We start from the raw sequence: 23,795 nt of genomic DNA on the forward strand, positions 1-23,795 counted from the left end.
GGGAACGGTGCAGACAGACCGAAAAGCAGCCTCACAGCAGCCCTCTGACAGGTAAGGAACAGCGTGGCTTCCGGATCCGATCGCAACCCGATCATCATTGGCGGCCTTCCGAGTCAGGTTCCTGACTTCGACCCCGAGGAAACGCAGGAGTGGCTCGACTCCCTCGACGCCGCCGTCGACGAGCGCGGCCGTGAGCGGGCCCGCTACCTGATGCTCCGGCTGATCGAGCGGGCCCGCGAGCGGCGCGTGGCCGTGCCCGAGATGCGCAGCACGGACTACGTGAACACCATCGCGACCAAGGACGAGCCGTTCTTCCCCGGCAACGAGGAGATCGAGCGCAAGGTCCTGAACGCGACCCGCTGGAACGCGGCGGTGATGGTCTCGCGCGCGCAGCGGCCCGGCATCGGGGTCGGCGGCCACATCGCCACCTTCGCCTCCTCCGCGTCCCTCTACGACGTGGGCTTCAACCACTTCTTCCGCGGCAAGGACGAGGGCGACGGCGGTGACCAGGTCTTCTTCCAGGGCCACGCCTCCCCCGGCATCTACGCGCGCGCGTTCCTGCTGGACCGCCTCAGCGAGCAGAACATGGACGGCTTCCGCCAGGAGAAGTCCAAGGCGCCCAACGGGCTGTCCTCGTATCCGCACCCGCGGCTGATGCCGGACTTCTGGGAGTTCCCGACCGTGTCGATGGGCCTCGGCCCGATCGGCGCGATCTACCAGGCGCGGATGAACCGCTACATGCACGCGCGCGGGATCGCCGACACGTCGAAGTCGCACGTGTGGGCCTTCCTCGGCGACGGCGAGATGGACGAGCCGGAGTCGCTGGGCCAGCTGACCATCGCCGCGCGCGAGAACCTGGACAACCTGACCTTCGTCGTCAACTGCAACCTCCAGCGCCTCGACGGTCCGGTGCGCGGCAACGGCAAGGTGATCCAGGAGCTGGAGTCGGTCTTCCGGGGCGCCGGCTGGAACGTCATCAAGCTGGTCTGGGACCGCTCCTGGGACCCGCTGCTCGCCCAGGACCGCGACGGCGTGCTGGTCAACCGGATGAACACGACGCCGGACGGCCAGTACCAGACGTACGCGACCGAGTCCGGCTCCTACATCCGCGAGCACTTCTTCGGGGACGACCAGCGGCTGCGCGCGATGGTCGAGGGCATGTCCGACGAGCAGATCCTGCACCTGGGCCGCGGCGGTCACGACCACCGCAAGGTCTACGCGGCGTTCAAGGCGGCCAACGAGCACCGGGGCCAGCCGACGGTCATCCTCGCCAAGACCATCAAGGGCTGGACGCTGGGCCCCAACTTCGAGGGCCGCAACGCCACGCACCAGATGAAGAAGCTGACGGTCGCCGACCTCAAGGGCTTCCGGGACCGGCTGCACCTGCCGATCTCCGACAAGGAGCTGGAGTCCGGCCCGCCGCCGTACTACCACCCGGGTCGCGACTCGGAGGAGATCCAGTACATGCACGACCGGCGCAAGTCGCTGGGCGGGTACGTCCCCACCCGCGTCGTGCGCGCCAAGCCGCTCGCGCTGCCGGACGACAAGGTGTACGCGAGTGTGAAGAAAGGCTCGGGCCACCAGTCCATCGCGACGACCATGGCCTTCGTCCGGCTCCTCAAGGACCTCATGCGGGACAAGGAGCTCGGTAAGCGCTTCGTGCTGATCGCGCCGGACGAGTACCGCACCTTCGGCATGGACTCCTTCTTCCCGAGCGCGAAGATCTACAACCCGCTGGGCCAACAGTACGAGTCGGTCGACCGTGATCTGCTGCTCGCCTACAAGGAGTCGCCGACCGGCCAGATGCTGCACGACGGCATCTCGGAGGCCGGCTGCACGGCGTCCCTGATCGCGGCGGGCTCGGCGTACGCCACCCACGGCGAACCGCTCATCCCGGTCTACGTCTTCTACTCGATGTTCGGTTTCCAGCGCACCGGCGACCAGTTCTGGCAGATGGCTGACCAGTTGGCGCGCGGTTTCGTCCTGGGCGCGACCGCCGGACGGACGACGCTGACCGGTGAGGGGCTCCAGCACGCCGACGGCCACTCGCAGCTGCTCGCCTCGACCAACCCGGGCTGTGTCGCGTACGACCCGGCGTACTCGTACGAGATCGCGCACATCGTGCAGGACGGGCTGCGGCGGATGTACGGGCCGACCGCGGACGGCAAGCCGGGCGAGGACGTCTTCTACTACCTGACCGTCTACAACGAGCCGATCCTGCACCCGGCCGAGCCGGAGAACGTGGACGTCGACGGCATCGTCAAGGGCATCCACCGCATCGGCGAGGGCACCTCGGGCTCCATCCCGGCGCAGATCATCGCCTCGGGCGTGGCCGTGCCGTGGGCGGTCGAGGCGCAGCGGATCCTCGCGGAGGACTGGAACGTGCGGGCCGATGTCTGGTCGGCGACCTCCTGGAACGAGCTGCGGCGCGAGGCGGTCGACGTGGAGCGGCACAACCTGCTGCACCCGGAGGAGGAGCAGCTCGTTCCGTACGTGACGCGGAAGTTGGGCAACGCGCAGGGTCCGTTCGTGGCCGTGTCCGACTGGATGCGGTCGGTTCCGGACCAGATCGCGCGCTGGGTGCCGGGGACGTATCAGTCCCTGGGGGCGGACGGGTTCGGGTTCGCGGACACCCGGGGGGCGGCGCGGCGGTTCTTCCACATCGACGCGCAGTCGATCGTGGTGGCCGTGCTGACGGAGCTGGCCCGGGAAGGGAAGGTCGACCGGTCGGCGCTGAAGCAGGCCATCGACCGGTACCAGTTGCTGGATGTCGCGGCTGCGGATCCTGGAGCCGCCGGCGGCGACGCGTAGGTGGAACGACTGAGGGGTGGTGCGGCCGATGGCCTCACCACCCTTCGGTGTTTCTTTACGATGCGGGCATGAAGGAACTGTCGGCACAAGCCCGTTGGGAGCAGCGCACCCAACGGCCGCTGCTGGCGCTCGCGGTGGGGTTCGCCGTTGCCTACGCCGTGCCGATCGTGGACAAGACCGCCGGGCACTCGCTGACGACGGTGTGCACGGCGGTCGAGTGGGTGGTGTGGGGCGCGTTCGCCGGGGACTACCTGGTGCGGCTGGCGATGAGCGACCAGCGCAAGCAGTTCGTACGGACGCACTGGCTGGACCTGTGTGCCGTACTGCTGCCGCTGCTCCAGCCGTTGCGGCTGCTGCGCATGGTGTCCACCTTGATGCTGGTGGGGCGGCGGGCGCGGATGGCCTCGCAGATCCAGCTGACGACGTATGTCGTGGGGGCCGTCGTCGGGCTGCTGATGTTCGGATCGCTGGCCGTGCTGTCGGTCGAGCGGGGCTCGCCGGACGGGAACATCCGCACGTTGGGTGACGCCCTGTGGTGGTCGTTCACGACGATGACGACCGTGGGGTACGGGGACCACGCGCCGACCACCGGTCTGGGCCGGATGGTCGCCGTCGGGCTGATGCTGTCCGGCATCGCGCTGCTCGGTGTGGTCACCGCGAACATCGCCACATGGTTCCTCGCGCGGTTCGAGAAGGACGACGTGGAGGAGCGGCGGCAGACCGAGGCCATCGAGGCGCTGACCGCGGAGGTGCGGGCGCTGCGCGCCGAGGTCGCGGCGCTGCGCGAGCCGTCCGCGCCGTTGCGGGAACCGTCGGCCAAGTCGTGATCGGTGGTGCGCCGGAGGATGTGGCGGGCTCGGTCAGAGGAACAGCCAGTAGATCGCCAGGAGCGTGTCGAGCGCGCCCAGCACCAGGGCCACGAGGGCGGGGACCGGACGGGTCCTGCCCCAGGTGCGGCCCATGGCGAGCCAGCCGCAGACGATCGCCACCGGGCCGAGGATGAGGCCCAGTACGAAGAATCCGGCGATCGCGCAGACGACTCCGACGATTCCCAGCGTCGCGCGGTCCGGCCCGGTCCGTGACCTCGTGCGGCCACGCGAGCGGGGGTGCCTGCGCGTTCTGCTTCCGAAGCCCGCCATCATCAACTCCCTCTGCCCCGGAGTCTGTTCGGGGCTCGGAAGTTCGGGTACCCCCGATGCGGCCGCTCATCGCCCCGGGCCTGCGGCGCGCTGTCCCCCTCCGGCAGCGCGCCGCGGTCCGAGTCACCCCCTGCGGAGGGCTTGACCCACTGTGACCTGCGGCGCGTGCCGAACTGAAGGAATCTTTAGCGTCTTCACCCTGATAGGCGAAGTCCGTTGAAAACCCGTCAGGCGAGCCCGGCGGGCCGTCCCCGGACCCCGTCCCGTCAGATGTGGCCCACGCCCGCGCCGGCGTCCGCGTTCGCACCGCGCTTGGTGAGGAAGGCGACGAAGACCGCCACGACCGCCACCCCGCACGCGACGAGGGAGGCGAGGCTCATGCCGGAGATGAACGTGTCGTGCGCGACGTCGGCGATCTTCGCGGCGATCGCCTCGGGCGTGCCCTTGGCGACCGGTGCCACGCCGACCTGGACGGCCTCGGAGGCCTGGTCCAGCTGGCTCGGGGTGAGCTCGGGGAGCCCGGCGCCCTTCCAGTTGGCCGCCAGGTCGCTGTCCACCTTGGACGCCATCACGCCGCCGAGGACCGCGGTGCCGAGGCTGCCGCCGATCTGCATCGCGGCCTGCTGGAGCCCGCCGGCGACGCCGGAGAGCTCCATCGGCGCGTTGCCGACGATGACCTCGGTGGCGCCGACCATGACCGGCGCGAGGCCGAGGCCGAGCAGGGCGAACCAGATGGACATCACGGCGCTGCTGGTGTCCGTCTCCAGCGTCGACATGCCGTACATGGCGATCGCGACGGACGCCATGCCGCCGGCCAGCGGGATGCGCGGGCCGAGCTTGGTGATCAGGGCGCCCGCGAGCGGGGAGCCGACGATCATCATGCCGGTGAGGGGAAGCAGGTGCAGGCCCGCGTCGATCGGGCTCATGCCGTGCACGTTCTGGAGGTAGAACGTCACGAAGAACAGGCCGCCCATGAAGGCGATGGCCATCAGGACCATCAGCACGACACCCGCGGACAGCGCCACCGAGCGGAACAGGCCCAGCGGGATCAGCGGCTCCTTGACCTTCGTCTCCCAGAAGGCGAAGAGGGCGAAGCCCAGGACGGCCGCGGCCAGGAACGCCCAGGTCTTGCCGTCGCCCCAGCCCCACGCCGGGGCCTTGATGAGGGCCCAGACCAGGCAGAACATCGCGCCGGACAGCAGGGCGATGCCCGGGAGGTCGAAGGAGCGCGGCGCGTTCTCGGCGCGGTGGTCCAGCAGGATCACCAGGCCGAGGACCAGGGCGATGATGCCGACCGGCACGTTGATGAAGAACACCGACTGCCAGTTGACGTGCTCGACGAGGACACCGCCGAGGATCGGGCCGCCGGCGGTGGAGGCGCCGATGACCATGCCCCAGATGCCGATCGCCATGTTGAGCTTCTCGGCCGGGAAGGTGGCGCGCAGCAGGCCGAGCGCGGCCGGCATCAGCAGCGCGCCGAACAGGCCCTGGAGCACGCGGAAGGTGACGACCGCGGCGATGCTGCTGGACAGGCCGATGGCACCGGACGCGGCGGCGAAGCCGGTGACGCCGATCAGGAAGGTCTGGCGGTGCCCGAAGCGGTCGCCGAGCTTGCCCGCGGTGATCAGGGAGACCGCGAGGGCCAGGAAGTAGCCGTTGGTGATCCACTGGACGTCGGCGAAGCTCGCGCCCAGGTCCTTCTGGATGGCCGGGTTGGCGATGGCCACGATGGTGCCGTCCAGGGCCACCATCATGACGCCGACGGCGACCGTGATGAGGGTGAACCAGGGGTGGCCGCGCAGCCCGGCGGACGGCGCCTTGTCCGACGGGAGCGTCGGTGCCTTGTCCCCCGACCCCGCCGTCTCGATGGTGGTCTGACTAGTCATACCGCGAGGCTAATGACAGCCGCTGACAATTGACAAACCAATTCACAAGTCGGTAACTGACGCATATGGAAACACTGCGCGAACGCAAGAAACAGCGCACCCGGGACGAGCTGCTGCGCGCCGCCGTCGAGTTGTTCACCTCCCGCGGCTACGAGCGGACCACCGTCGACGACATCGCCGCCGCCGTCGACGTCTCGCAGCGCACCTTCTTCCGCTACTTCGCCGGCAAGGACGAGGCCGCCCTCGCACTGCACGACCTGGTCACCGTCCGGTTCGTCGAGGCGGTGCGCGAACGCCCCGCCCACGAGGCGCCGCTGGAGGCGCTGCGCCGGGCGGTGCTCGGGAACTGGGACGCCCTGAACGAGATCGTCGAGTCGGTCGTACCCGTGGAGCGCTTCCTCCGCATGTACCGGGTGATCGAGTCGACGCCGGTGCTGCTCGCCGCGCATCTGCGGCACAGCGAGGAGACCGAGGAGACCCTCGCGCGCGTGCTCGCCGAGCGCGAGGGCCTCGACGTGGACGCCGATCCGCGGCCGCGGCTGGCCGTGGCGGTCTTCGGCGGGGTGATGCGGGTGGCGGAGCGGCAGTGGACCCGGCGCGAGGACCTCGGTCTGGCGGCGATGCGCGAGCTGACGAACACCTACCTCGAACAGGTGGGACCCGCACTCACGGACAGCTGGCGAACACACTGAGGAACCTTCGGAACCTTTGAGGTCAACGCCACGTTTATCGAAACGTGATCTCGGTCACTCGGCTCACGCGAGACCGTCCCGTTCTCCTAGTGTGTCCTCCCAGTGACTTCCTTCGACACCTCCCCGCAACTGAACGTCTGGCGCGCACTGCTCGCGCTGGCCGTCGTCTTCGTGATGCTGGCGACCACGGGCTGGACGGCCCTGCGCAGCCACCACGACAAGACCCCGCTCCAGGCTTCACGCTCCTCCTGGGAACACGGCCGCCTGCACGGACACCGGCTCCCGGACCCGGACGCGGCCCCCGCCGTGCTCTCCCGGTTCTTCGCCTCGCTCACCGTGCAGCAGCGCACCGACCTCGCCCACCGCTATCCCCTCGCGGTCGGCAACATGAACGGCGCCCCCGTCGCCCTGCGCTACCGCGCCAACCACCTCGCGCTCGCCAAGCAGCGCCGGGTGGAGGCCAAGCGCATGCACGACAGCCGGCTCTCGCCCACCGGGCAGCACGAGGCAGGCCGCCGGATGCACCGCTACGAGGCGCTGATGCACCAGGGCCGGCACATCCTCGCCTTCGACCCCGAGGGCACCGGCCGGGTCGCCGAGGTCTTCGGCAACCTCCAGCACGCCGAGCGCGTCTCGGTCGTCGTCCCCGGCGTCGACACCGACCTGCTCACCTTCCAGAAGACCAACAAGCCCTACTCGGCACCGGTCGGCATGGCCAAGTCGCTCTACACCGCGGAGCAGGCCGCCGACCCCTCGACGCGTACGGCCGTGATCGCCTGGGCCGACTACACCGCGCCCGCCGGACTCGGCATCGACTCGGCGACCGCGATGCGCGCCAAGGACGGCGCCGTGCGGCTGAACGCCCTGGTGCGCGCCCTGCCCGGCAAGGCGCCGGTCTCGCTCTTCTGCCACAGCTACGGCTCCGTGGTGTGCGGGATCGCCGCGCACACGCTGCCGCGCCGGGTGGCCGACATAGCGGTGGCCGGCAGCCCCGGCATGCGCACCGAGAAGGCCTCCCACCTGCACACCTCCGCACAGGTGTGGTCGATGCGGGACGCCACCGACTGGATCCAGGACGTGCCCTACCTGGAGCTCGGCGGGCTCGGCCACGGCGCCGACCCGGTCTCCTCGGCCTTCGGGGCACGGGTGCTGTCGGCACAGGGCGCGAAGGGACACGGCGGCTATTTCGAGCCGGACACCGAGAGCCTCCTCAACTTCGCCGAGATCGGTGTCGGCGCGTACGGCTCGGTGCGGTGCGCGCGTGACAACGACGCGTGTCTCGCCGGTTTGTCCGGCGCGGCGACGACCGGACGCGCGTAGAGGCGCAGGAACTGCGGTCTGTGCGAGATGGCGACGAAGAAGCGGTCCGCGCATACGATGAGCCGCATGGGTGACGTACTGGCCGGATTTCACGCTGCCTGGGAGTTCGAGTCCGACTCCGTGCTCATCCGCTACGAACGCGGGATTCGGACACCCAAGCTCTTTCAGGCGCTGGGGGAACGGCGTGTCCCGCTCGACGCGATCGCCGGGGTGACGCTGACGCCCGGCAAGCGCGGCACGGTGGTCCTGCGGATCGTTCCGCGGGTCGGGGCGGATCCACTGGTCGAGGCGGCGGCGGGGCAGCTGAAGGAAGCGTGCGATCCGTATCGGCTGGTGCTGTCCGCCGAACGCGAGACGCTCGCCGAGTACTACGCCGACGAGCTGCGGGCGCGGCTGAGCGGGGACGGCGAGCCCGCGGAGCGGTTCCTGGTGGCCGCGCCCGAGGCGCCGCGGGCGTTCAAGGCGTACGACGCGAAGGCGTCCTTCGACGGGAAGACCGTGCACTTCCGGTGGTTCTGGACGGGCGCGTCGTCGGCGAAGTGGAAGGCCGGCGACCAGAGTTTCCCGGTGACCGAGCTGAGTGGTGTCGAGTGGCGGTCGCCCGAGGTCTTCGAAGGGCATCTGCGGTTGCTGCGGCGGGATGTGGGCGCGCAGCCGGCACAGGCCGATCAGGATCCGGCGGCCGTGGTGTTCGGGCTGGGGTACGGGCCCGTGCACGAGTCGTTGCCGTTCGCTGCCGCGGTTTTGGAGGCTGTGCGGGATCGGGGGCCCGTTGCGGCTGTGTCGGCCGGGGCGCCGAGGCGCGATCCGGCCGACATCGCCGAGAGGATCCGTCATCTGGGCGAGCTGCACCAGGCGGGGCTCGTCACGGATGAGGAGTTCTCCGTCAAGAAGGCGGAGTTGCTGGCGGAGTTGTGAGGTGCGATTTCGGGTGCGGGTTGTGGTGGGTTGCTCGCGCAGTTCCCCGCGCCCCTAAGTACCTCTACTCGCGGCCTGCTGATGAGAACCGCATGTCTGCGTAGCGGTCTCCCGCCACCTTCGACGCGATCGGTTCCAGGGCTGCCAGCTCGGACTCCGTCAGGACGATGGCCGTGGCTCCGGCGTTCTCCTCCACCCTGCTCGGCTTGCGGGTGCCCGGGATCGGGACGACCGGCAGGTTGTGGACCGTTGTCTGTTGCTGGGCCCAGGCCAGGGCGATCTGGCCGAGGGAGGCGTCGTGGGCCGCGGCGACGGTGCGGATGGGGTCCAGGAGGGCCGCGTTGGCCGCCGCGTTCTCGCCCGTGTAGCGGGGCTGCTGGCGGCGGAAGTCGTCGGAGGTGAGTTCCTTGTCGGCGTGGGTGAAGGAACCGGTGAGGAAACCTCGGCCGAGCGGGGAGTAGGGGACGAGGGCCACGCCCAGTTCCCGCGCCGCCGGCACCACGTTGGGCTCGATGTCCCGGCTGAACAGGGACCACTCGGACTGGACGGCCGCGATCGGGTGGATCGCGTGGGCCGCGTGGAGTTCCGCCGCCGTGACCTCGCTCAGGCCCAGGTGCTTGACCTTGCCCTGGCGGACCAGCTCGGCCATGGCACCGACGGACTCCTCGATCGGTACGTTCACATCGCGCCGGTGCATGTAGTAGAGGTCGATCTCGTCGACGTCCAGACGCTTCAGGCTCGCCTCGACGGCCTGGCGGATGTAGGGCGGGTCGTTGCGGATGACCCGGCGCGTGGGCTCGCCCGGCGGGATCGACAGGGCGAACTTGGTCGCGATGACGACCTGGTCGCGGTTGGCCTTGAAGAACGGGGAAAGGAAGCGCTCGTTCTCGCCCTGGCCGTACGCGTCCGCCGTGTCGTACAGCGTGATCCCCAGTTCGAGGGCGCGCTCCAGGGTGGCGCGGGACTCCTGCGCGTCCGAGGGGCCGTAGGCGAAGCTCATGCCCATGCAGCCCAGGCCCTGGACGCCGACCTCCGGACCGGTGGCGCCGAGTCGTACGGTCGGGATCCTGCCGTTCGTCATCGCACTTTCTCCGCCTCGTAGGCACGGGCGCCGTCGGCGTCCGCGTAGAAACTGATCTTCCGGTCGAGCACCGCGAGCGTGTCCTGGAGCTCGGCGATCCGGGCCACGACGTCCCGGCGGGTCGCTTCGAGCAGCTCGAAACGGTCGCCGAACGTGTGGTCGCCCTCGCGCACGAGTTCCGCGTACCGGACCATGTCGGCGACCGGCATGCCGGTGAGCCGCAGCTTTCCGACGAGGTCGAGCCAGTCGAGGTCGCGGTTGCTGTAGCGGCGCTGGCCGGTGTGGGAGCGGTCGACGTGCGGCATGAGCCCGATGCGCTCGTACCAGCGCAGGGTGTGCGCGGTGAGGCCGGTGAACGCGACGACCTCGCTGATCGTGTAGCTGTCCTCGCCCTCGGGGCGCCGGTGCGGGTGGGGCGGGGCGCCGCAGAGGTCGGTCCTGGTGGGGGTGGTCTCCATCACCGTCATGCGCTCAACGCTATGGCCTTGGAGTGCACTCCAAGCAAGCGGAACAGGTAATAAATCGGCAGGACGTGGTGGCGGGGCGCTCGCTAGCGTACGGGCATGAGTCTCGTACGTCGTGCGGTGCCCGAGGATGCGCCGGAAGTGCTGCGTCTGCGCCAGGTGATGATCGACGCCCTGCCGGGGTCGGACGGGTCCACGGAGTGGCATGCGGAGTCGCTGCCGACCCTGCGGAAGAAGCTGGGTGAGCGGGACGGGGACTTCGCCGCGTTCGTCGTGGATCACCCCGAGCGGCCCGAGGGGCTGGCCGCGCTGGTGGTCGGCACCGTCGACTACCGGATCGGGAAGTCCGGGGATCCGCGCGGGGCGGTCGGTTTCGTCTTCAGCGTGGCGACCGATCCCGACGCCCGGCGCCGGGGGTACGCGCGCGCCTGCATGGCGGAGCTGCTGTCCTGGTTCCGCGAGCGGGGCGCCGCCCGGGTCCATCTGACCGCGTCGCCGCAGGCCGAGCCGCTGTACGTCTCCCTGGGCTTCCGCCCCAAGCCGGACCCCTTGCTGGAGCTGCACCTGTGAGCGCATAGGCTCGACGGCATGTCGCTGAAGAGCCTCGCGCTGATCGAGAACTGGCCGGTGCCCACCGCCGCGGCGGGCGCCGTGCGCGCGGACGGCACGCTCCTGGGCACGCACGGCCCGGCGGACCACCGCTTCCCGCTGGCCTCGGTCACCAAGCCGCTCGCGGCGTACGCCGCCCTCGTCGCGTACGAGGAGGGGGCGATCGACCTCGACGAGCCGGCCGGGCCGCCCGGGTCGACGGTGCGGCATCTGCTCGCGCACACCTCGGGCCTCGCCTTCGACGAGCACCGCGTGACGGCTCCGCCCGGTGAGCGGCGGCTGTACTCCAACGCCGGTTTCGAGCAGCTCGGCGAGCACATCGCCACGGCGACGGAGATCCCCTTCGCCGACTACCTGCACCAGGCGGTCCTCGAACCGCTCGGCATGACCGCCACCTCCCTCGACGGCTCCCCCGCGAAGGACGGCGTCTCGACGGTGGACGACCTGCTCCGGTTCGCCGCCGAGGTCCAGGCACCGCGCCTGCTCGACCCGCGCACGGTCGCCGAGGCGATGACGGTCCAGTACCCGGGCACCAAGGGCGTCCTGCCGGGCTACGGCCACCAGAACCCCAACGACTGGGGCCTCGGCTTCGAGATCCGCGACTCCAAGTCCCCGCACTGGACGGGCGGTTCGTCCTCCCCGCGCACCTTCGGCCACTTCGGCCAGGCGGGTACGTTCCTGTGGCTCGACCCGGACGCGGGCGCGGCCTGCGTGGCCCTGACGGACCGGGCGTTCGGACCGTGGGCGGTCGAGGTGTGGCCGGCGTTCACGGACGCGGTGCTGGCGGAACTCCCTTAGCCCTGGGCTCGATTCCGACGTCGGCCCTAGTTCTGATCCCGGCCCGCCATCTCCCACACCAGCAGCTCGACGGGCGTCACCCCCACCGCCTCGACCCCCTTGGCGTCGGTGATGCGGGCCGCGTCACCCGCCGCCAACTCCTCGCCGTCCAGCCGGACTTCACCGCGCACGACATGCACGTACACGTACGCCCCGTCCGGCACGGCCGTCCGCTCCCCCGCGCCCAGTCGCCGCACATGCAGCATCGCGCCCGCCTCCGGAACGGCGTACGGCGTGGAGTCGGCGATGCCGTGGACGATCTCGTAGGCGGGTTCGCCACCGGGCTCCAGCGGGGCGAGCCACATCTGGACGAAGACAAGAGGCATGGGCCCGACATTGCGCTCGACATGCCGTACCCCCGCCCCGGAGCTGAGCCGCTGCACGTCCCCGGCCCTGACGACGGTCTCGTGCCCGGCGGAGTCCCGATGGGTGAGTTCCCCCTCCACCACCCACGTCACGATCTCGGTATGGCTGTGCGGGTGCTCGTCGAACCCGGCACCGGGAGCGAGCCGCTCCTCGTTGCAGGCGATCACGGCCCCGAACCGAAGGTTGTCGGGCTCGTAGTGCGGCCCGAAGGAGAACGCGTGCCAGGACTCGATGCCGGCCGCCGGCTCCCCGCCTGGATAGCGCTCAGCAGCGCGCCGCACATCCATCACACCCCCACGGTAGCCCCGACCCCCCACACCCCCGTCCCGATAAGGCAGTCTTGTCCCCGTGCCCGAACCCGAAGCCAGCAAGCCCGGCGCCCCGGTGCCCGTCCATTCGCACTCCGCGACCCTGAGGCGACTGGAGAAGTCGTCCGGAAGTCTCGCCGCGCAGGCCATCGCGCGGATGGACGAGACGCTGCCGTGGTACCGGGCGATGCCCCCGGAGAACCGTTCCTGGATCGGTCTGGTCGCCCAGGCGGGTATCGCCGCGTTCACCGAGTGGTTCCGGCGCCCCGACGCCCCGCAGGCGATCTCCACCGACGTGTTCGGCACCGCGCCCCGTGAGCTGACCCGGGCGATCACGCTGCGGCAGACGGTCGAGATGGTGCGGACCACCATCGAGGTCATGGAGTCCGCGATCGACGAGGTCGCGGCCCCCGGCGACGAGAGCGTGCTGCGCGAGGCGCTGCTGGTGTACGCCCGGGAGATCGCCTTCGCCACCGCCCAGGTGTACGCCCAGGCCGCCGAGGCACGCGGTGCCTGGGACGCGCGCCTGGAGTCGCTCGTGGTCAACGCGGTGCTGAGCGGGGAGGCCGACGAGGGCGCCGTCAGCCGCGCCGCCGCCCTCGGGTGGAACGCGCCCGAACATGTCTGCGTCGTCCTCGGGACCGCGCCCGACGGGGACTCCGAGCTGACCGTCGAGGCCATCCGGCGGGCCGCCCGCCACGCCAAGCTCCAGGTGCTCACCGGCGTGCTCGGCGACCGGCTCGTGGTGATCGCCGGCGGCAGCGACAACCCGATCGCCGTCGCCAAGTCGCTGATCGGGCCCTTCGCCGCGGGTCCCGTGGTGGCCGGGCCCGTCGTGCCCGACCTGCTCGCCGGGACCCGGTCCGCGCAGGCCGCCGCCGCCGGACTCAAGGCGTGTTCCGCCTGGCAGGACGCCCCGCGGCCGGTGCTCGCGGACGATCTGCTGCCGGAACGCGCGATGGCCGGTGATCCCGGCGCGCGGGAGCAGTTGGTGGAGGAGATCTACAGACCGCTGGAGGAAGCCGGGTCGGCGCTGCTGGAGACGCTCTCCGTCTATCTCGAACAGGCGAGCAGTCTCGAAGGCGCCGCCCGGATGCTCTTCGTGCACCCGAACACCGTGCGCTACCGGCTTCGACGTGTGACTGACGTCACCGGCTGGTCGCCATCGGATGTACGGTCGGCGTTCACGCTGCGGATCGCGCTGATCCTGGGGCGTCTGGCCGATGGAGATCCCCAGACCTAGCCTTTTGTCGGGGCTCCACAAAACCGCCTCGTGTTCTTCGTCCCTGTCCCCACGGGCGGTCGTGGCCGTCCACAAGAGAGAGTGTGAGAGTGCTCGTACTCGTCGCTCCCGGCCAGGGCGCTCAGACGCCCGGCTTCCTGACTCCCTGGCTCGACCTCCCCGGTGCCGCCGACCGCGTCGCCGCGTGGTCGGACGCCATCGGCCTGGACCTCGCCCACTACGGCACGCAGGCCGACGCGGACGCGATCCGTGACACCGCCGTCGCCCAGCCGCTGCTGGTCGCCGCCGGGCTGCTGTCCGCCACCGCCCTGGGCGACATCACCCCGGGCGCGGTCGCGGGCCACTCCGTCGGCGAGATCACCGCGGCCGCCTTCGCGGGCGTCCTGGACGACTCGGCCGCCCTCACCCTCGTACGCAAGCGGGGCCTGGCCATGGCCGAGGCCGCCGCGATCACCGAGACCGGTATGTCGGCGCTGCTCGGCGGCGACCCCGACGTCTCCGTCGCGCACCTGGAGAAGCTGGGTCTGACCCCGGCGAACGTGAACGGCGCGGGCCAGATCGTCGCGGCCGGCACGCTGGAGCAGCTCGCCGCGCTGGCCGAGGACAAGCCCGAGGGCGTCCGCAAGGTCGTCCCGCTCAAGGTCGCCGGCGCCTTCCACACCCACCACATGGCCCCGGCCGTCGACGCGCTGGCCAAGGCCGCCGCCGACCTCGCGCCGGGCGACCCGAAGCTCCCGTACGTCTCCAACAAGGACGGTCGTACGGTCGCCACCGGCGCCGAGATCCTTCAGCGGCTGGTCGGCCAGGTCGCCAACCCGGTCCGCTGGGACCTGTGCATGGAGACCTTCAAGGAGCTCGGCGTAACGGCCCTGGTCGAGGTGTGCCCCGGCGGCACCCTGACCGGCCTCGCCAAGCGCGCGCTGCCCGGCGTGAAGACGCTGGCCCTCAAGACCCCCGACGACCTCGACGCTGCTCGCGAGCTCATCGCCGAGCACAGCGCCTGAAAAGGAGCCCGGAGCAATGTCGAAGATCAAGCCCAGCAAGGGCGCCCCGTACGCGCGCATCCTGGGCGTCGGCGGCTACCGGCCGACCCGGGTCGTGCCGAACGAGGTGATCCTGGAGACGATCGACTCCTCCGACGAGTGGATCCGTTCGCGCTCGGGCATCGAGACCAGGCACTGGGCGAACGCCGAGGAGACCGTCGCCGCGATGTCCATCGAGGCGTCCGGCAAGGCGATCGCCGACGCGGGGATCACCGCCGAGCAGATCGGTGGCGTGATCGTGTCGACGGTCTCGCACTTCAAGCAGACCCCGGCCGTGGCGACGGAGATCGCCGACAAGCTGGGCACGAACAAGGCCGCCGCGTTCGACATCTCGGCGGGCTGCGCCGGCTTCGGCTACGGCCTCACGCTCGCCAAGGGCATGGTCGTCGAGGGCAGCGCGGAGTACGTGCTCGTCATCGGTGTCGAGCGGCTGTCCGACCTGACCGACCTGGCGGACCGCGCGACGGCCTTCCTGTTCGGTGACGGCGCGGGCGCGGTCGTGGTCGGCCCTGCCAAGGAACCGCACATCGGTCCGACCGTGTGGGGCTCGGAGGGCGACAAGTCCGAGACCATCAAGCAGACGGTGCCGTGGACGGACTACCGCGACGGCACGGTCGACAAGTTCCCTGCGATCACGCAGGAGGGCCAGGCGGTGTTCCGCTGGGCCGTGTTCGAGATGGCGAAGGTCGCCCAGCAGGCGCTGGACGCGGCCGGAATCACCGCGGACGACCTGGACGTCTTCATTCCCCACCAGGCCAACGAGCGGATCATCGACTCGATGGTGAAGACACTGAAACTGCCGGAGCACGTCACGGTCGCGCGTGACGTACGCACCACCGGCAACACCTCGGCCGCCTCGATTCCGCTCGCGATGGAGCGGCTTCTGGCGACCGGTGAGGCGAAGAGCGGCGACACCGCGCTCGTCATCGGCTTCGGGGCGGGTCTCGTGTACGCCGCGACGGTCGTTACCCTCCCCTAGGCACTGCGTGCCGGATCTTCACCAAGGTTCCGGCACGGCACCACCGCCAAACCCTCTGGATCACAAAGAAGGAGCGCCTGACATGGCCGCCACTCAAGAAGAGATCGTCGCCGGTCTCGCCGACATCGTGAACGAGATCGCCGGCATCCCGGTTGAGGACGTCCAGCTGGACAAGTCCTTCACCGACGACCTGGACGTCGACTCGCTGTCCATGGTCGAGGTCGTCGTCGCCGCCGAAGAGCGCTTCGACGTCAAGATCCCGGACGAGGACGTCAAGAACCTCAAGACGGTCGGCGACGCGACCGACTACATCCTCAAGCACCAGGGCTGAGTCACCTCCTAGCCCCGACTGCATGGCCCCGCCACCCGGCGGTGGCGCCGCTGAATCCTCGTAATCGTTGGAGAAAGAATTCCCGTGAGCCCGACCAATCGCACCGTGGTCGTCACCGGTATCGGCGCAACCACACCGCTGGGTGGCGACGCAGCCTCGACCTGGGAGGGACTGGTCGCCGGACGTTCCGGCGTGAAGCCCCTGGAGCAGGAGTGGGCCGCCGAACAGGCGGTCCGTATCGCCGCGCCGGCCGCCGTGGACCCCTCCGAGGTCATCCCGCGTCCGCAGGCCCGCCGACTGGACCGCTCGGCACAGTTCGCGCTGATCGCGGCCAAGGAGGCGTGGGCCGACGCCGGTTTCACCGACAAGGCCGGTACTGAGACATCAGACGCTTCCGCGTCGGGCGCCGCGGTCGACCCCGACCGTCTCGGCACCGTCATCGCCTCCGGGATCGGCGGTGTGACCACCCTGCTCGACCAGTACGACGTGCTGAAGGAGAAGGGCGTCCGCCGCGTCTCCCCGCACACCGTTCCCATGCTGATGCCGAACGGCCCGTCCGCCAACGTGGGTCTGCTCGTGGGCGCCCGCGCGGGCGTGCACACGCCGGTCTCCGCGTGCGCCTCGGGCGCCGAGGCCATCGGCTACGGCATCGAGATGATCCGCACCGGCCGCGCCGACGTCGTCGTCGCGGGTGGCACGGAGGCGGCCATCCACCCGCTGCCCATCGCCGCGTTCGGCAACATGATGGCGATGTCCAAGAACAACGACGACCCGCAGGGCGCCTCGCGTCCCTACGACACCGCCCGGGACGGCTTCGTCCTCGGCGAGGGCGCCGGCGTGATCGTCCTGGAGTCCGCCGAGCACGCCGCCAAGCGTGGGGCCCGCGTGTACGCCGAGGCGGTCGGGCAGGGCATCTCCGCCGACGGCCACGACATCGTGCAGCCCGAGCCGGAGGGGCGTGGCATCTCGCACGCCCTGCAGAACCTGCTCGACAACACCGACCTGGACCCGGCGGAGATCGTGCACGTGAACGCGCACGCGACCTCGACGCCGGCCGGTGACGTGGCCGAACTGAAGGCGCTGCGCAAGGTGTTCGGCGACGACGCGGACCACATGGCGGTCTCCGCGACCAAGTCGATGACCGGTCACCTGCTCGGCGGGGCCGGCGGTGTCGAGACGGTCGCGACCGTGCTGGCGCTGTACAACCGGCTCGCGCCGCCGACGATCAACGTCGACAACCTCGACCCGGAGGCGGAGGCCAACGCGGACGTCGTCCGCGGGGAGGCTCGCAAGCTGCCGGTCGAAGGCCGTATCGCTGCCCTGAACGACTCGTTCGGGTTCGGTGGGCACAACGTGGTGCTGGCGTTCCGGACGGTCTGAGAATCGCCCGTACGCACTCTCGTACGTAACTGAAGGGCCCCCACCGGTCGGTGGGGGCCCTTCGGCGTGCGGGAGGAATCGGCGTCCGCCGAACTCACACCACCTGGTGCAGCCAGCGCACCGGCGCGCCCTCACCGGCATACCTGAAGGGCTCCAGCTCGTCGTCCCACGGCTTGCCCAGGAGTTTGGCGATCTCCGCCTCCAGGTCCGTCTCGCCCTGTTGGGAGCGGATCAGGGCCGCGCGCAGGCGGTCCTCCGGGATGAGGATGTCGCCGTGGATGCCGGTGACGGCGTGGAAGATGCCGAGTTCGGGGGTGCAGCTGTAGCGCTCGCCCTCGGCGGTGGCGGTGGGCTCGGCGGTGACCTCGAAGCGCAGCAGGTGCCAGCCGCGCAGCGCCGAGGCGAGTTTGGACGCGGTGCCGGGCTGGCCCTGCCAGGAGAACTCCGAGCGCCAGGTGCCGGGTGCGGCCGGTTGCCGGATCCAGTCGAGGTTGACTCGGGTGCCGAGCACGCCGGCTACGGCCCATTCGACGTGTGGGCACAGCGCGCGCGGCGCGGAGTGCACGTACAGAACTCCACGTGTCGTCACCGGGACCTCCGGGCTGAGCGGGACATCTTGCTGACTGGCGGGCGGTTGTGGCGGGCGGGCCACGTTGATGGCGAGGCTACCGTGCGGCGGCGCAAGGAGTGTGACGTACCGTCCGTCCTGATGCCCACAAACGCCTGCCATTCACCCGGCAGGACGCCTGTACGGCGTGAACCGTTGCACGCCGCGTGGATCGGGAACTCTCGCGCGTTGTTATGTACGGAGACCGGTTGATGTCTGCCGGTGTGCGCCGACCGAGGGGATCATCGCCGATGCGGAAGACCGGCCACCGCTCCCGGACCGTGCTGGCCGCCGTGACGGCGACCGTCCTGGGGGTCGCGGGCTGCGACGCCGCCGGTGGCAATTCCCCGGCGCCGGACGGCACCGAGGCGCAGAAGGCGAAGCCGTCGCCGACCTCGGCCTGGGACGTGAGTCCGGGCTCCGTCGCCGCCGTGGGCGACTCCATCACACGTGGCTTCGACGCCTGTTCGGTGCTGGCGGACTGCCCGGAGGTGTCGTGGGCGACGGGCGACAGCGAGCAGGTGGACAGTCTCGCCGTACGGCTGCTGGGGCGGGCGAGGGCCGCCGAGCACAGTTGGAACTACGCGGTGACCGGGGCCCGGATGGCCGACCTGTCCGCGCAGATCACGCAGGCGGCCGTGAAGAAGCCGCAGTTGGTGACGGTGATGGCGGGCGCGAACGACGCCTGCCGCGCCTCGACCTCGGCGATGACCTCGGTGGCCGACTTCCGCACCGAGTTCGAGGACGCCCTCGGCACCCTGCGCACGCGACTGCCGAGGACACAGGTGTATGTGGCGAGCGTGCCGAACCTGAAGCGGCTGTGGTCCCAGGGGCGCACCAACGCCATGGGCAAGCAGGTGTGGAAGCTCGGCATCTGCCCCTCGATGCTGGCCGACGCGGACGCGCTGGACTCGGCGGCGACCCTGCGCCGGGACACCGTGCAGCAGCGGGTCGAGGACTACAACAAGGTCCTCAAGGAGGTCTGCGCCAAGGACGAGCGGTGCCGGTTCGACGGCGGCGCGGTCTACGACTACCGGTTCGGCACCGACCAGTTGAGCCACTGGGACTGGTTCCACCCGAGTGTGAACGGGCAGGCCCGACTGGCGGAGATGGCCTACCGTGCCGTCGTCGCCAAAGGGGCGTGACTTAGGGTTCCGCCCATGAGCGAACAGTTCGGCACACTTTTCGACGGCACCCCGGTGCACCGCTGGACCCTGGAGCGGTCCGGCGTCCGGGTGCGGATCCTCTCGTACGGCGGGATCGTGCAGTCCGTCGAGATCCCGGACCGGGAGGGGCGGACCGGGAACGTGGTGCTCGGGTTCGCCGACCTGGACGGCTATCTCACGCATCCGGACCCGTATCTCGGCGCCCTGGTCGGCCGGTACGCCAACCGGATCGCGGGCGGCCGCTTCCCGTTGGACGGCGTGACGTACGCGCTCGCGCAGAACACCTCGCCCAACTCCCTGCACGGCGGCGAGCGCGGCTTCGACAAGCGCGTGTGGGAGATGACGCCGGTGGCCGCGGACGAGGGGCACGGGGTGCGGCTGAGCCGCGTCAGTCCGCACGGTGAGGAGGGGTTTCCGGGCCGGCTGGAGGTCTCGGCGACCTGCACGCTCGACGACTCCGGCGCGCTGCGCATCGCGTACGAGGCGGTCACGGACGCGCCGACCGTGGTGAACCTGACGAACCACTCGTACTGGAACCTGGCCGGTGGCGGCAACGCGGGCGGTCACGAACTGCGGCTCGCCGCCTCCCAGTACACCCCCGTCGACGCCGATCTGATCCCGACCGGCGTGCTGGAGGGGGTCGCGGGCACGCGGTTCGACTTCCGGGAGACGCGGAAGGTCGGGGCGGGCTACGACCACAACTTCGTGCTGGACGGCGGGGTGACGTCCGCTCCTCGCGAGGTCGGTGAGCTGTACGACCCGGCGTCCGGGCGCGTGCTGACCGTCTCGACCACCGAACCCGGTCTCCAGCTGTACACCGGGGAGCACCTGCCCGAGCCCTTCTCTCCCGGCGACGCCGTCGCCCTGGAGACCCAGCACTTCCCCGACTCCCCCAACCGGCCCGACTTCCCGAGCACGGTGCTGCGGCCGGGCGAGGTGTACCGGTCGGAGACGGTGTACGGGTTCGCGACCCGCTGACGGTGCCCGAACACCACGTGCCCGAACACCACTTCGCCCCGGTCCAGGGGTCAGGTCCCGGACCGGGGCAGTTCGTGGGGAGGCTCGTCCCGCCTCAGACGTTAATCGTCGCGGTGATCCTGCGGTCGGTGATCGAGCGGCCGACCTGGATCTCGTACGAACCCTTCACAAACGACCAGCCGTTGGCCGTCTCGTCCCAGATCTCGAAGGCGCGGCGCGGGAGTTCGATGACGGCCTCGGCGGTCTCGCCCGGACCGGCCTCCACGCTCGCGAATCCGGCCAGCCAGCGGCCGGGGCGGTCGGCGGTGGGCCGGGCGGGGGCGAGGTAGAGCTGGACGATCTCGCGGCCGGGGCGCGCGCCGGAGTTGCGGACGCGGATCCTGGCGGTCGTGCCGTCCACGTCGACGGACTGATAGGTCCAGTCGGTGTAGCCGAGGCCGTGACCGAAGGGGTACGAGGGGGTGCGGCCCTCCTTCTCCCAGGCGCGGTAGCCGATGAAGACGCCCTCGGTGTACGGGAGTTCACCGTCGACGGGGGTCACCTGGGTGACCGGGGCGTCGGCCAGGGCGCCCCAGGTGGTGGGCAGCCGGCCGCCCGGCTCGTGCGCGCCGGTGAGGACGTCGGCGAGGGCCGCGCCGCCCTCCTGGCCGGGGAACCAGCTGAGCAGGACGGCGGACACGTCCTCGCGCCAGGGCAGTTCGACCGGGGAGCCGGAGTTGACGACCACGACCGTGTTCGGGTTGACGGCGGCGACGGCGCGGACCAAGTCGTCCTGGCGGCCGGGGAGTCGGAGGTCCTTGCGGTCGAAGCCCTCCGACTCGACGCGCTCGGTGGTGGCGACCACGACGACCGCGGTGTCGGCGGCGCGGGCCGACTCGACGGCCTCGGCGATCAGTTCGTCCTCGTCGCGCTGCGGTTCCTGGTGGGCGAGGGCGAAGGCGACGACCTTGAAGGGGACGCCCTCGGGGAGCGAGAAGACGTGGGTGAGGGAGATCTCCACCGGTTCGCCGGCGACGAGTTCGGCCTGGGCGCGGGGCACCGGGGCGCCGAAGATGGCCTCGAAGGGGTCGGAGTCGTCGGCGGGGCGCTGGACGTCGTCGTAGTACGTGGTGCCGGCGACGGTGAGGGTGAAGGGGCCCATGCCCTTGATGCCGAAGGTGTGCGGGCCGCTGTCGCGCGGGGTGAAGGTGCCGGTCAACTCGACGGTGCGGAGGTTCTCGTGGGTGACGCCCACCGGGAGGTCCGAACCCATCCACTGGATGTGCCCGTTGGGCACGGAACGGGTGCCGATGACCTCGCCGGCCGCGTCGCGGCAGATCGTGGTCAGCTCGAACCCCTTGTCGGCGACGGCGAGTTCGGTGGCGGGGTCGGCGCCGACGGAGTAGGTGAGGGTGCCGTCGGCGAGGGCCGCGGTGAGGCCGTCGAGAGGGGAGACGACGTGCGAGGGGAAGACGGTGGCGGAGCCGCCGCCGAGGACGCGGGCGTCGCGGGCGGCGGCGCCGATGAGGGCGACCGTGCCGTTCGCCCGCAGCGGGAGGGCGCCCCGCTCGTTGCGGACGAGGACGAAGGAGCGGCGGGCGATCTCGCGGGCCAGCGCCTCGCCGTCGACGGTCTCGGGCAGGTCGGTGACGGCGGGCTCGGCGCCCTCCAGAATGCCGACGCGGGCGGCGAGCCGCAGGACGCGGCGCACGGCCTCGTCGACGGTGGCCTCCTCGACCTCGCCGTTCCGCACGGCCTTCGCCAGAGCCTCGCCGTACACGGTCCGCGGGCCCGGCATGGCGACGTCCAGACCGCCCTCGACGGCCGCGACCGTGTGGCGGGCGGCGCTCCAGTCGGAGACGTTGTAGCCGTCGAAGCCCCATTCGCCGCGCAGGACTTCGTTCACCAGATACCGGTGCTCGGTCATCGTCGTGCCGTTGACCGTGTTGTAGGCGGTCATGATGCCCCACGGGTGGGCGTTCTCGACGATGTGCTCGAAGGGGGCCAAGTACAGCTCGCGCAGGGCGCGTTCGGAGACGAGGTTGTCGACGGTGAAGCGGTCGGTCTCGGCGTCGTTGGCGACGAAGTGCTTGACGGTGGTGCCGACACCGCCCGCCTGTACGCCGCCGACGTACGCGGCGCCGATCCGCCCCGTCAGGTACGGGTCCTCGCTGTACGCCTCGAAGTGCCGTCCGCCGAGCGGGGACCGGTGCAGGTTGACCGTGGGCGCGAGGAGCACGTGGACGCCCTTTCGGCGGGCCTCCTGGGCGAGCAGCGTGCCGGCCCGGCGGGCCAGCTCCGGGTCCCAGGTGGCCGCGAGGGCGGTCGGGGAGGGCAGGGCGACGGACGGGTCGTCGGCGCTCCAGCGCACACCCCGGACGCCGATCGGGCCGTCGGACATGACGAGGGACCGCAGGCCGATCTCCGGCAGCGCGGGCAGGGACCAGGTGTCCTGGCCGGCCAGGAGATGGGCCTTGGCGTCCAGGTCCAGCTTGCCGAGCGCGGCCTCGACGGCTGATTCCGTTCCCCCCATGGGAGTGCCTCCTCATTGAGTGCCTTCGGTTCTCCTCATCCTGCCTCGATTGCCTGTAGAGCGGTAGGTTTCGTTACCTGCCAGTTATTTTTTGTGGGCCGCGTGCCGTACCGTGACGGCATGAGGGCCAGGAGCGAGGAGCGGCGGGCGGAGATCGTCCGGGCCGCCCTTGAGGTGATCGCCGAGCGCGGCTATCGGGGGGCGAGCCTCGCGGCGGTGGCCGAGCGGGTCGGGCTGACCCAGCAGGGGCTGCTGCACCACTTCCCGACGAAGGAGGCGCTGCTGGTGGCCGTCCTGAAGGAACGGGACCGGTGGGACGCGATGCCGGACACCGCCTGGCGGGTGGATCTGCTCGCCGCCCTCGTCGAGTACAACGCCATGCGCCCGGCGATCATCCAGACCTTCTCGGCGCTGCTCGGCGAGAGCGTGACGGAGGGGCATCCGGCGCGGGAGTACTTCACCGAGCGGTACACGCGGGTGCGGGCGAACATGGCGGCGGTGCTGCGCGCCGAGTACGGCGACCGTCTCCCGAACGGCCTCACGCCCGAGCGGGGCGCTCCGCTGCTGGTCGCGGTGATGGACGGGCTCCAGTACCAGTGGCTGCTGGACCCGGAGTCGGTGGACATGCCCGGAGCCTTCCGGGACTTTCTCGCGCTGCTGGGCGAGGAAACAGGCGAGGAATCAGGCGGGGAAAGGCGCAGGGAGGCCTGAGCCGGCCGGACCGTGATCAGTGCGGCGCGGGCACCGCCGCCACGACCTCGATCTCGATCAGCGCCTCCGGCCGGAACAGCCGCGAGGCCTCGAAGGTCATGCTCGTCGGCGGAGTCCCGGTGAGGAACTCCCGTCGCACGGCGCCGTATTCGGGCAGCTTGTCGATGTCGGTCAGGTACGAGCGGATGTTGATGACGTGGTCCAGGGTCGCTCCGTGGGCCCGCAGCAGAGCCTCCAGCGCCTCGAAGATCCCGCGCGTCTGCTCGGCCATGGTGTGCCCCTCGGCGATCTGCCCCGAGACGAACAACAGGGCGCTGCCGTCGGGGTGTTCGACGCGGGCGACCTGGGAGTAGTAGGGGCTCGCGGGCTGGGGCGCGGTGGGCGGACTGTCCAGAGTGATACGCATGCCGTCGA

The 23,795-nt window shown here is 70.7% G+C and carries 23 protein-coding genes; 15 read left to right on the forward strand and 8 right to left on the reverse strand.

Annotated features, from left to right (window positions below; translation table 11 throughout):
• Positions 1-63 precede the first annotated feature (63 nt).
• On the forward strand, positions 64-2,811 hold the full coding sequence (gene aceE / locus ACIP6U_RS40415) for a pyruvate dehydrogenase (acetyl-transferring), homodimeric type (RefSeq protein WP_401727744.1): 2,748 nt from the start codon (positions 64-66) through the stop codon (positions 2,809-2,811).
• A gap of 68 nt (positions 2,812-2,879) precedes the next feature.
• Complete coding sequence (locus tag ACIP6U_RS40420) at positions 2,880-3,638, forward strand: potassium channel family protein (RefSeq protein WP_401727745.1); 759 nt, start codon at positions 2,880-2,882, stop codon at positions 3,636-3,638.
• Positions 3,639-3,671: 33 nt separating this feature from the next.
• On the opposite strand, the gene ACIP6U_RS40425 is transcribed toward ACIP6U_RS40420, so the two are convergent.
• Positions 3,672-3,953 (reverse strand): small hydrophobic protein, encoded by a 282-nt coding sequence (locus ACIP6U_RS40425; protein ID WP_401727746.1) that lies wholly within the window; start codon positions 3,951-3,953, stop codon positions 3,672-3,674.
• Positions 3,954-4,216: 263 nt separating this feature from the next.
• Entirely contained in the window at positions 4,217-5,704 is a 1,488-nt protein-coding gene (locus ACIP6U_RS40430) for an MFS transporter (RefSeq protein WP_401727858.1), read from the reverse strand.
• A gap of 197 nt (positions 5,705-5,901) precedes the next feature.
• Here ACIP6U_RS40430 and ACIP6U_RS40435 point away from each other — a divergent pair, with 197 nt between their 5' ends.
• The 3 genes from ACIP6U_RS40435 to ACIP6U_RS40445 all read left to right on the forward strand — a co-directional run bounded on the left by ACIP6U_RS40435 (position 5,902) and on the right by ACIP6U_RS40445 (position 8,766).
• Entirely contained in the window at positions 5,902-6,528 is a 627-nt protein-coding gene (locus tag ACIP6U_RS40435; protein ID WP_401727747.1) for a TetR family transcriptional regulator, read from the forward strand.
• A gap of 102 nt (positions 6,529-6,630) precedes the next feature.
• Complete coding sequence (locus tag ACIP6U_RS40440) at positions 6,631-7,848, forward strand: alpha/beta hydrolase (RefSeq protein WP_401727748.1); 1,218 nt, start codon at positions 6,631-6,633, stop codon at positions 7,846-7,848.
• A gap of 57 nt (positions 7,849-7,905) precedes the next feature.
• Entirely contained in the window at positions 7,906-8,766 is an 861-nt protein-coding gene (locus ACIP6U_RS40445) for a DUF4429 domain-containing protein (protein WP_401727749.1), read from the forward strand.
• Between the two features lie 64 nt (positions 8,767-8,830).
• Here the strand turns inward: ACIP6U_RS40445 and ACIP6U_RS40450 are convergent, their stop codons facing one another.
• Together ACIP6U_RS40450 and ACIP6U_RS40455 are read right to left on the reverse strand one after the other, a co-directional pair.
• Complete coding sequence (locus ACIP6U_RS40450) at positions 8,831-9,847, reverse strand: aldo/keto reductase (RefSeq protein ID WP_401727750.1); 1,017 nt, start codon at positions 9,845-9,847, stop codon at positions 8,831-8,833.
• Complete coding sequence (locus ACIP6U_RS40455) at positions 9,844-10,314, reverse strand: MerR family transcriptional regulator (protein ID WP_185146173.1); 471 nt, start codon at positions 10,312-10,314, stop codon at positions 9,844-9,846. Before ACIP6U_RS40455 ends, ACIP6U_RS40450 begins: the two co-directional genes overlap by 4 nt.
• Before the next feature lie 96 nt (positions 10,315-10,410).
• Between ACIP6U_RS40455 and ACIP6U_RS40460 the strand changes: the two genes are divergently transcribed.
• Both ACIP6U_RS40460 and ACIP6U_RS40465 read left to right on the forward strand, forming a co-directional pair.
• Complete coding sequence (locus tag ACIP6U_RS40460; protein WP_401727751.1) at positions 10,411-10,881, forward strand: GNAT family N-acetyltransferase; 471 nt, start codon at positions 10,411-10,413, stop codon at positions 10,879-10,881.
• An 18-nt stretch (positions 10,882-10,899) separates the two neighbouring features.
• Positions 10,900-11,718 (forward strand): serine hydrolase domain-containing protein, encoded by an 819-nt coding sequence (locus tag ACIP6U_RS40465; RefSeq protein WP_401727752.1) that lies wholly within the window; start codon positions 10,900-10,902, stop codon positions 11,716-11,718.
• A 26-nt stretch (positions 11,719-11,744) separates the two neighbouring features.
• On the opposite strand, the gene ACIP6U_RS40470 is transcribed toward ACIP6U_RS40465, so the two are convergent.
• Entirely contained in the window at positions 11,745-12,410 is a 666-nt protein-coding gene (locus tag ACIP6U_RS40470) for a pirin family protein (protein WP_401727859.1), read from the reverse strand.
• 61 nt (positions 12,411-12,471) lie between these two features.
• Here ACIP6U_RS40470 and fasR point away from each other — a divergent pair, with 61 nt between their 5' ends.
• The 5 genes from fasR (at position 12,472) to ACIP6U_RS40495 (ending at position 17,407) form a co-directional block, all read left to right on the forward strand.
• The gene (gene fasR, locus ACIP6U_RS40475) at positions 12,472-13,674 is read left to right on the forward strand and encodes a fatty acid biosynthesis transcriptional regulator FasR (protein ID WP_123999600.1); all 1,203 of its coding nucleotides are present in this window, start codon (positions 12,472-12,474) and stop codon (positions 13,672-13,674) included.
• An 89-nt stretch (positions 13,675-13,763) separates the two neighbouring features.
• Entirely contained in the window at positions 13,764-14,678 is a 915-nt protein-coding gene (locus ACIP6U_RS40480; protein WP_401727753.1) for an ACP S-malonyltransferase, read from the forward strand.
• Between the two features lie 16 nt (positions 14,679-14,694).
• Positions 14,695-15,696 (forward strand): ketoacyl-ACP synthase III, encoded by a 1,002-nt coding sequence (locus tag ACIP6U_RS40485; protein WP_401727754.1) that lies wholly within the window; start codon positions 14,695-14,697, stop codon positions 15,694-15,696.
• Between the two features lie 82 nt (positions 15,697-15,778).
• A complete protein-coding gene (locus ACIP6U_RS40490) occupies positions 15,779-16,027 on the forward strand; it encodes an acyl carrier protein (RefSeq protein WP_004001566.1) in 249 nt (82 codons plus the stop codon).
• Between the two features lie 84 nt (positions 16,028-16,111).
• Positions 16,112-17,407, forward strand: a complete 1,296-nt coding sequence (locus tag ACIP6U_RS40495; protein WP_401727755.1) for a beta-ketoacyl-[acyl-carrier-protein] synthase family protein — start codon at positions 16,112-16,114, stop codon at positions 17,405-17,407.
• 94 nt (positions 17,408-17,501) lie between these two features.
• Here ACIP6U_RS40495 and ACIP6U_RS40500 read toward each other — a convergent pair whose 3' ends face one another.
• A complete protein-coding gene (locus ACIP6U_RS40500; RefSeq protein WP_401727756.1) occupies positions 17,502-17,996 on the reverse strand; it encodes a DUF3145 domain-containing protein in 495 nt (164 codons plus the stop codon).
• Between the two features lie 269 nt (positions 17,997-18,265).
• Between ACIP6U_RS40500 and ACIP6U_RS40505 the strand changes: the two genes are divergently transcribed.
• On the forward strand, positions 18,266-19,159 hold the full coding sequence (locus tag ACIP6U_RS40505) for an SGNH/GDSL hydrolase family protein (RefSeq protein WP_401727757.1): 894 nt from the start codon (positions 18,266-18,268) through the stop codon (positions 19,157-19,159).
• A 15-nt stretch (positions 19,160-19,174) separates the two neighbouring features.
• The gene (locus tag ACIP6U_RS40510; protein WP_401727758.1) at positions 19,175-20,158 is read left to right on the forward strand and encodes an aldose epimerase family protein; all 984 of its coding nucleotides are present in this window, start codon (positions 19,175-19,177) and stop codon (positions 20,156-20,158) included.
• 94 nt (positions 20,159-20,252) lie between these two features.
• On the opposite strand, the gene ACIP6U_RS40515 is transcribed toward ACIP6U_RS40510, so the two are convergent.
• On the reverse strand, positions 20,253-22,670 hold the full coding sequence (locus ACIP6U_RS40515; protein WP_401727759.1) for a beta-glucosidase: 2,418 nt from the start codon (positions 22,668-22,670) through the stop codon (positions 20,253-20,255).
• Between the two features lie 102 nt (positions 22,671-22,772).
• Between ACIP6U_RS40515 and ACIP6U_RS40520 the strand changes: the two genes are divergently transcribed.
• Positions 22,773-23,381 carry a TetR/AcrR family transcriptional regulator gene (locus ACIP6U_RS40520; RefSeq protein WP_401727760.1) on the forward strand — a complete coding sequence of 203 codons (609 nt, stop codon included), beginning with the start codon at positions 22,773-22,775 and terminating at the stop codon, positions 23,379-23,381.
• 16 nt (positions 23,382-23,397) lie between these two features.
• Here ACIP6U_RS40520 and ACIP6U_RS40525 read toward each other — a convergent pair whose 3' ends face one another.
• Positions 23,398-23,787 carry a RidA family protein gene (locus ACIP6U_RS40525; protein WP_401727761.1) on the reverse strand — a complete coding sequence of 130 codons (390 nt, stop codon included), beginning with the start codon at positions 23,785-23,787 and terminating at the stop codon, positions 23,398-23,400.
• Positions 23,788-23,795: the final 8 nt, after the last annotated feature.

Source organism: Streptomyces sp. NPDC088794, from assembly GCF_044750545.1.
Taxonomy (GTDB): domain Bacteria; phylum Actinomycetota; class Actinomycetes; order Streptomycetales; family Streptomycetaceae; genus Streptomyces.

What these genes read in the sequence shown, in the direction of transcription:
- ACIP6U_RS40420 (WP_401727745.1), top strand. Translation starts at nt 2,880, where the DNA reads ATGAAGGAACTGTCGGCACAAGCCCGTTGGGAGCAGCGCACCCAACGG.
- ACIP6U_RS40425 (WP_401727746.1), bottom strand. Translation starts at nt 3,953, where the DNA reads ATGATGGCGGGCTTCGGAAGCAGAACGCGCAGGCACCCCCGCTCGCGT.
- ACIP6U_RS40430 (WP_401727858.1), bottom strand. Translation starts at nt 5,704, where the DNA reads ATGATGGTGGCCCTGGACGGCACCATCGTGGCCATCGCCAACCCGGCC.
- ACIP6U_RS40435 (WP_401727747.1), top strand. Translation starts at nt 5,902, where the DNA reads ATGGAAACACTGCGCGAACGCAAGAAACAGCGCACCCGGGACGAGCTG.
- ACIP6U_RS40445 (WP_401727749.1), top strand. Translation starts at nt 7,906, where the DNA reads ATGAGCCGCATGGGTGACGTACTGGCCGGATTTCACGCTGCCTGGGAG.
- ACIP6U_RS40450 (WP_401727750.1), bottom strand. Translation starts at nt 9,847, where the DNA reads ATGACGAACGGCAGGATCCCGACCGTACGACTCGGCGCCACCGGTCCG.
- ACIP6U_RS40455 (WP_185146173.1), bottom strand. Translation starts at nt 10,314, where the DNA reads ATGACGGTGATGGAGACCACCCCCACCAGGACCGACCTCTGCGGCGCC.
- ACIP6U_RS40460 (WP_401727751.1), top strand. Translation starts at nt 10,411, where the DNA reads ATGAGTCTCGTACGTCGTGCGGTGCCCGAGGATGCGCCGGAAGTGCTG.
- ACIP6U_RS40465 (WP_401727752.1), top strand. Translation starts at nt 10,900, where the DNA reads ATGTCGCTGAAGAGCCTCGCGCTGATCGAGAACTGGCCGGTGCCCACC.
- ACIP6U_RS40470 (WP_401727859.1), bottom strand. Translation starts at nt 12,410, where the DNA reads ATGGATGTGCGGCGCGCTGCTGAGCGCTATCCAGGCGGGGAGCCGGCG.
- ACIP6U_RS40485 (WP_401727754.1), top strand. Translation starts at nt 14,695, where the DNA reads ATGTCGAAGATCAAGCCCAGCAAGGGCGCCCCGTACGCGCGCATCCTG.
- ACIP6U_RS40490 (WP_004001566.1), top strand. Translation starts at nt 15,779, where the DNA reads ATGGCCGCCACTCAAGAAGAGATCGTCGCCGGTCTCGCCGACATCGTG.
- ACIP6U_RS40505 (WP_401727757.1), top strand. Translation starts at nt 18,266, where the DNA reads ATGCGGAAGACCGGCCACCGCTCCCGGACCGTGCTGGCCGCCGTGACG.
- ACIP6U_RS40510 (WP_401727758.1), top strand. Translation starts at nt 19,175, where the DNA reads ATGAGCGAACAGTTCGGCACACTTTTCGACGGCACCCCGGTGCACCGC.
- ACIP6U_RS40515 (WP_401727759.1), bottom strand. Translation starts at nt 22,670, where the DNA reads ATGGGGGGAACGGAATCAGCCGTCGAGGCCGCGCTCGGCAAGCTGGAC.
- ACIP6U_RS40525 (WP_401727761.1), bottom strand. Translation starts at nt 23,787, where the DNA reads ATGCGTATCACTCTGGACAGTCCGCCCACCGCGCCCCAGCCCGCGAGC.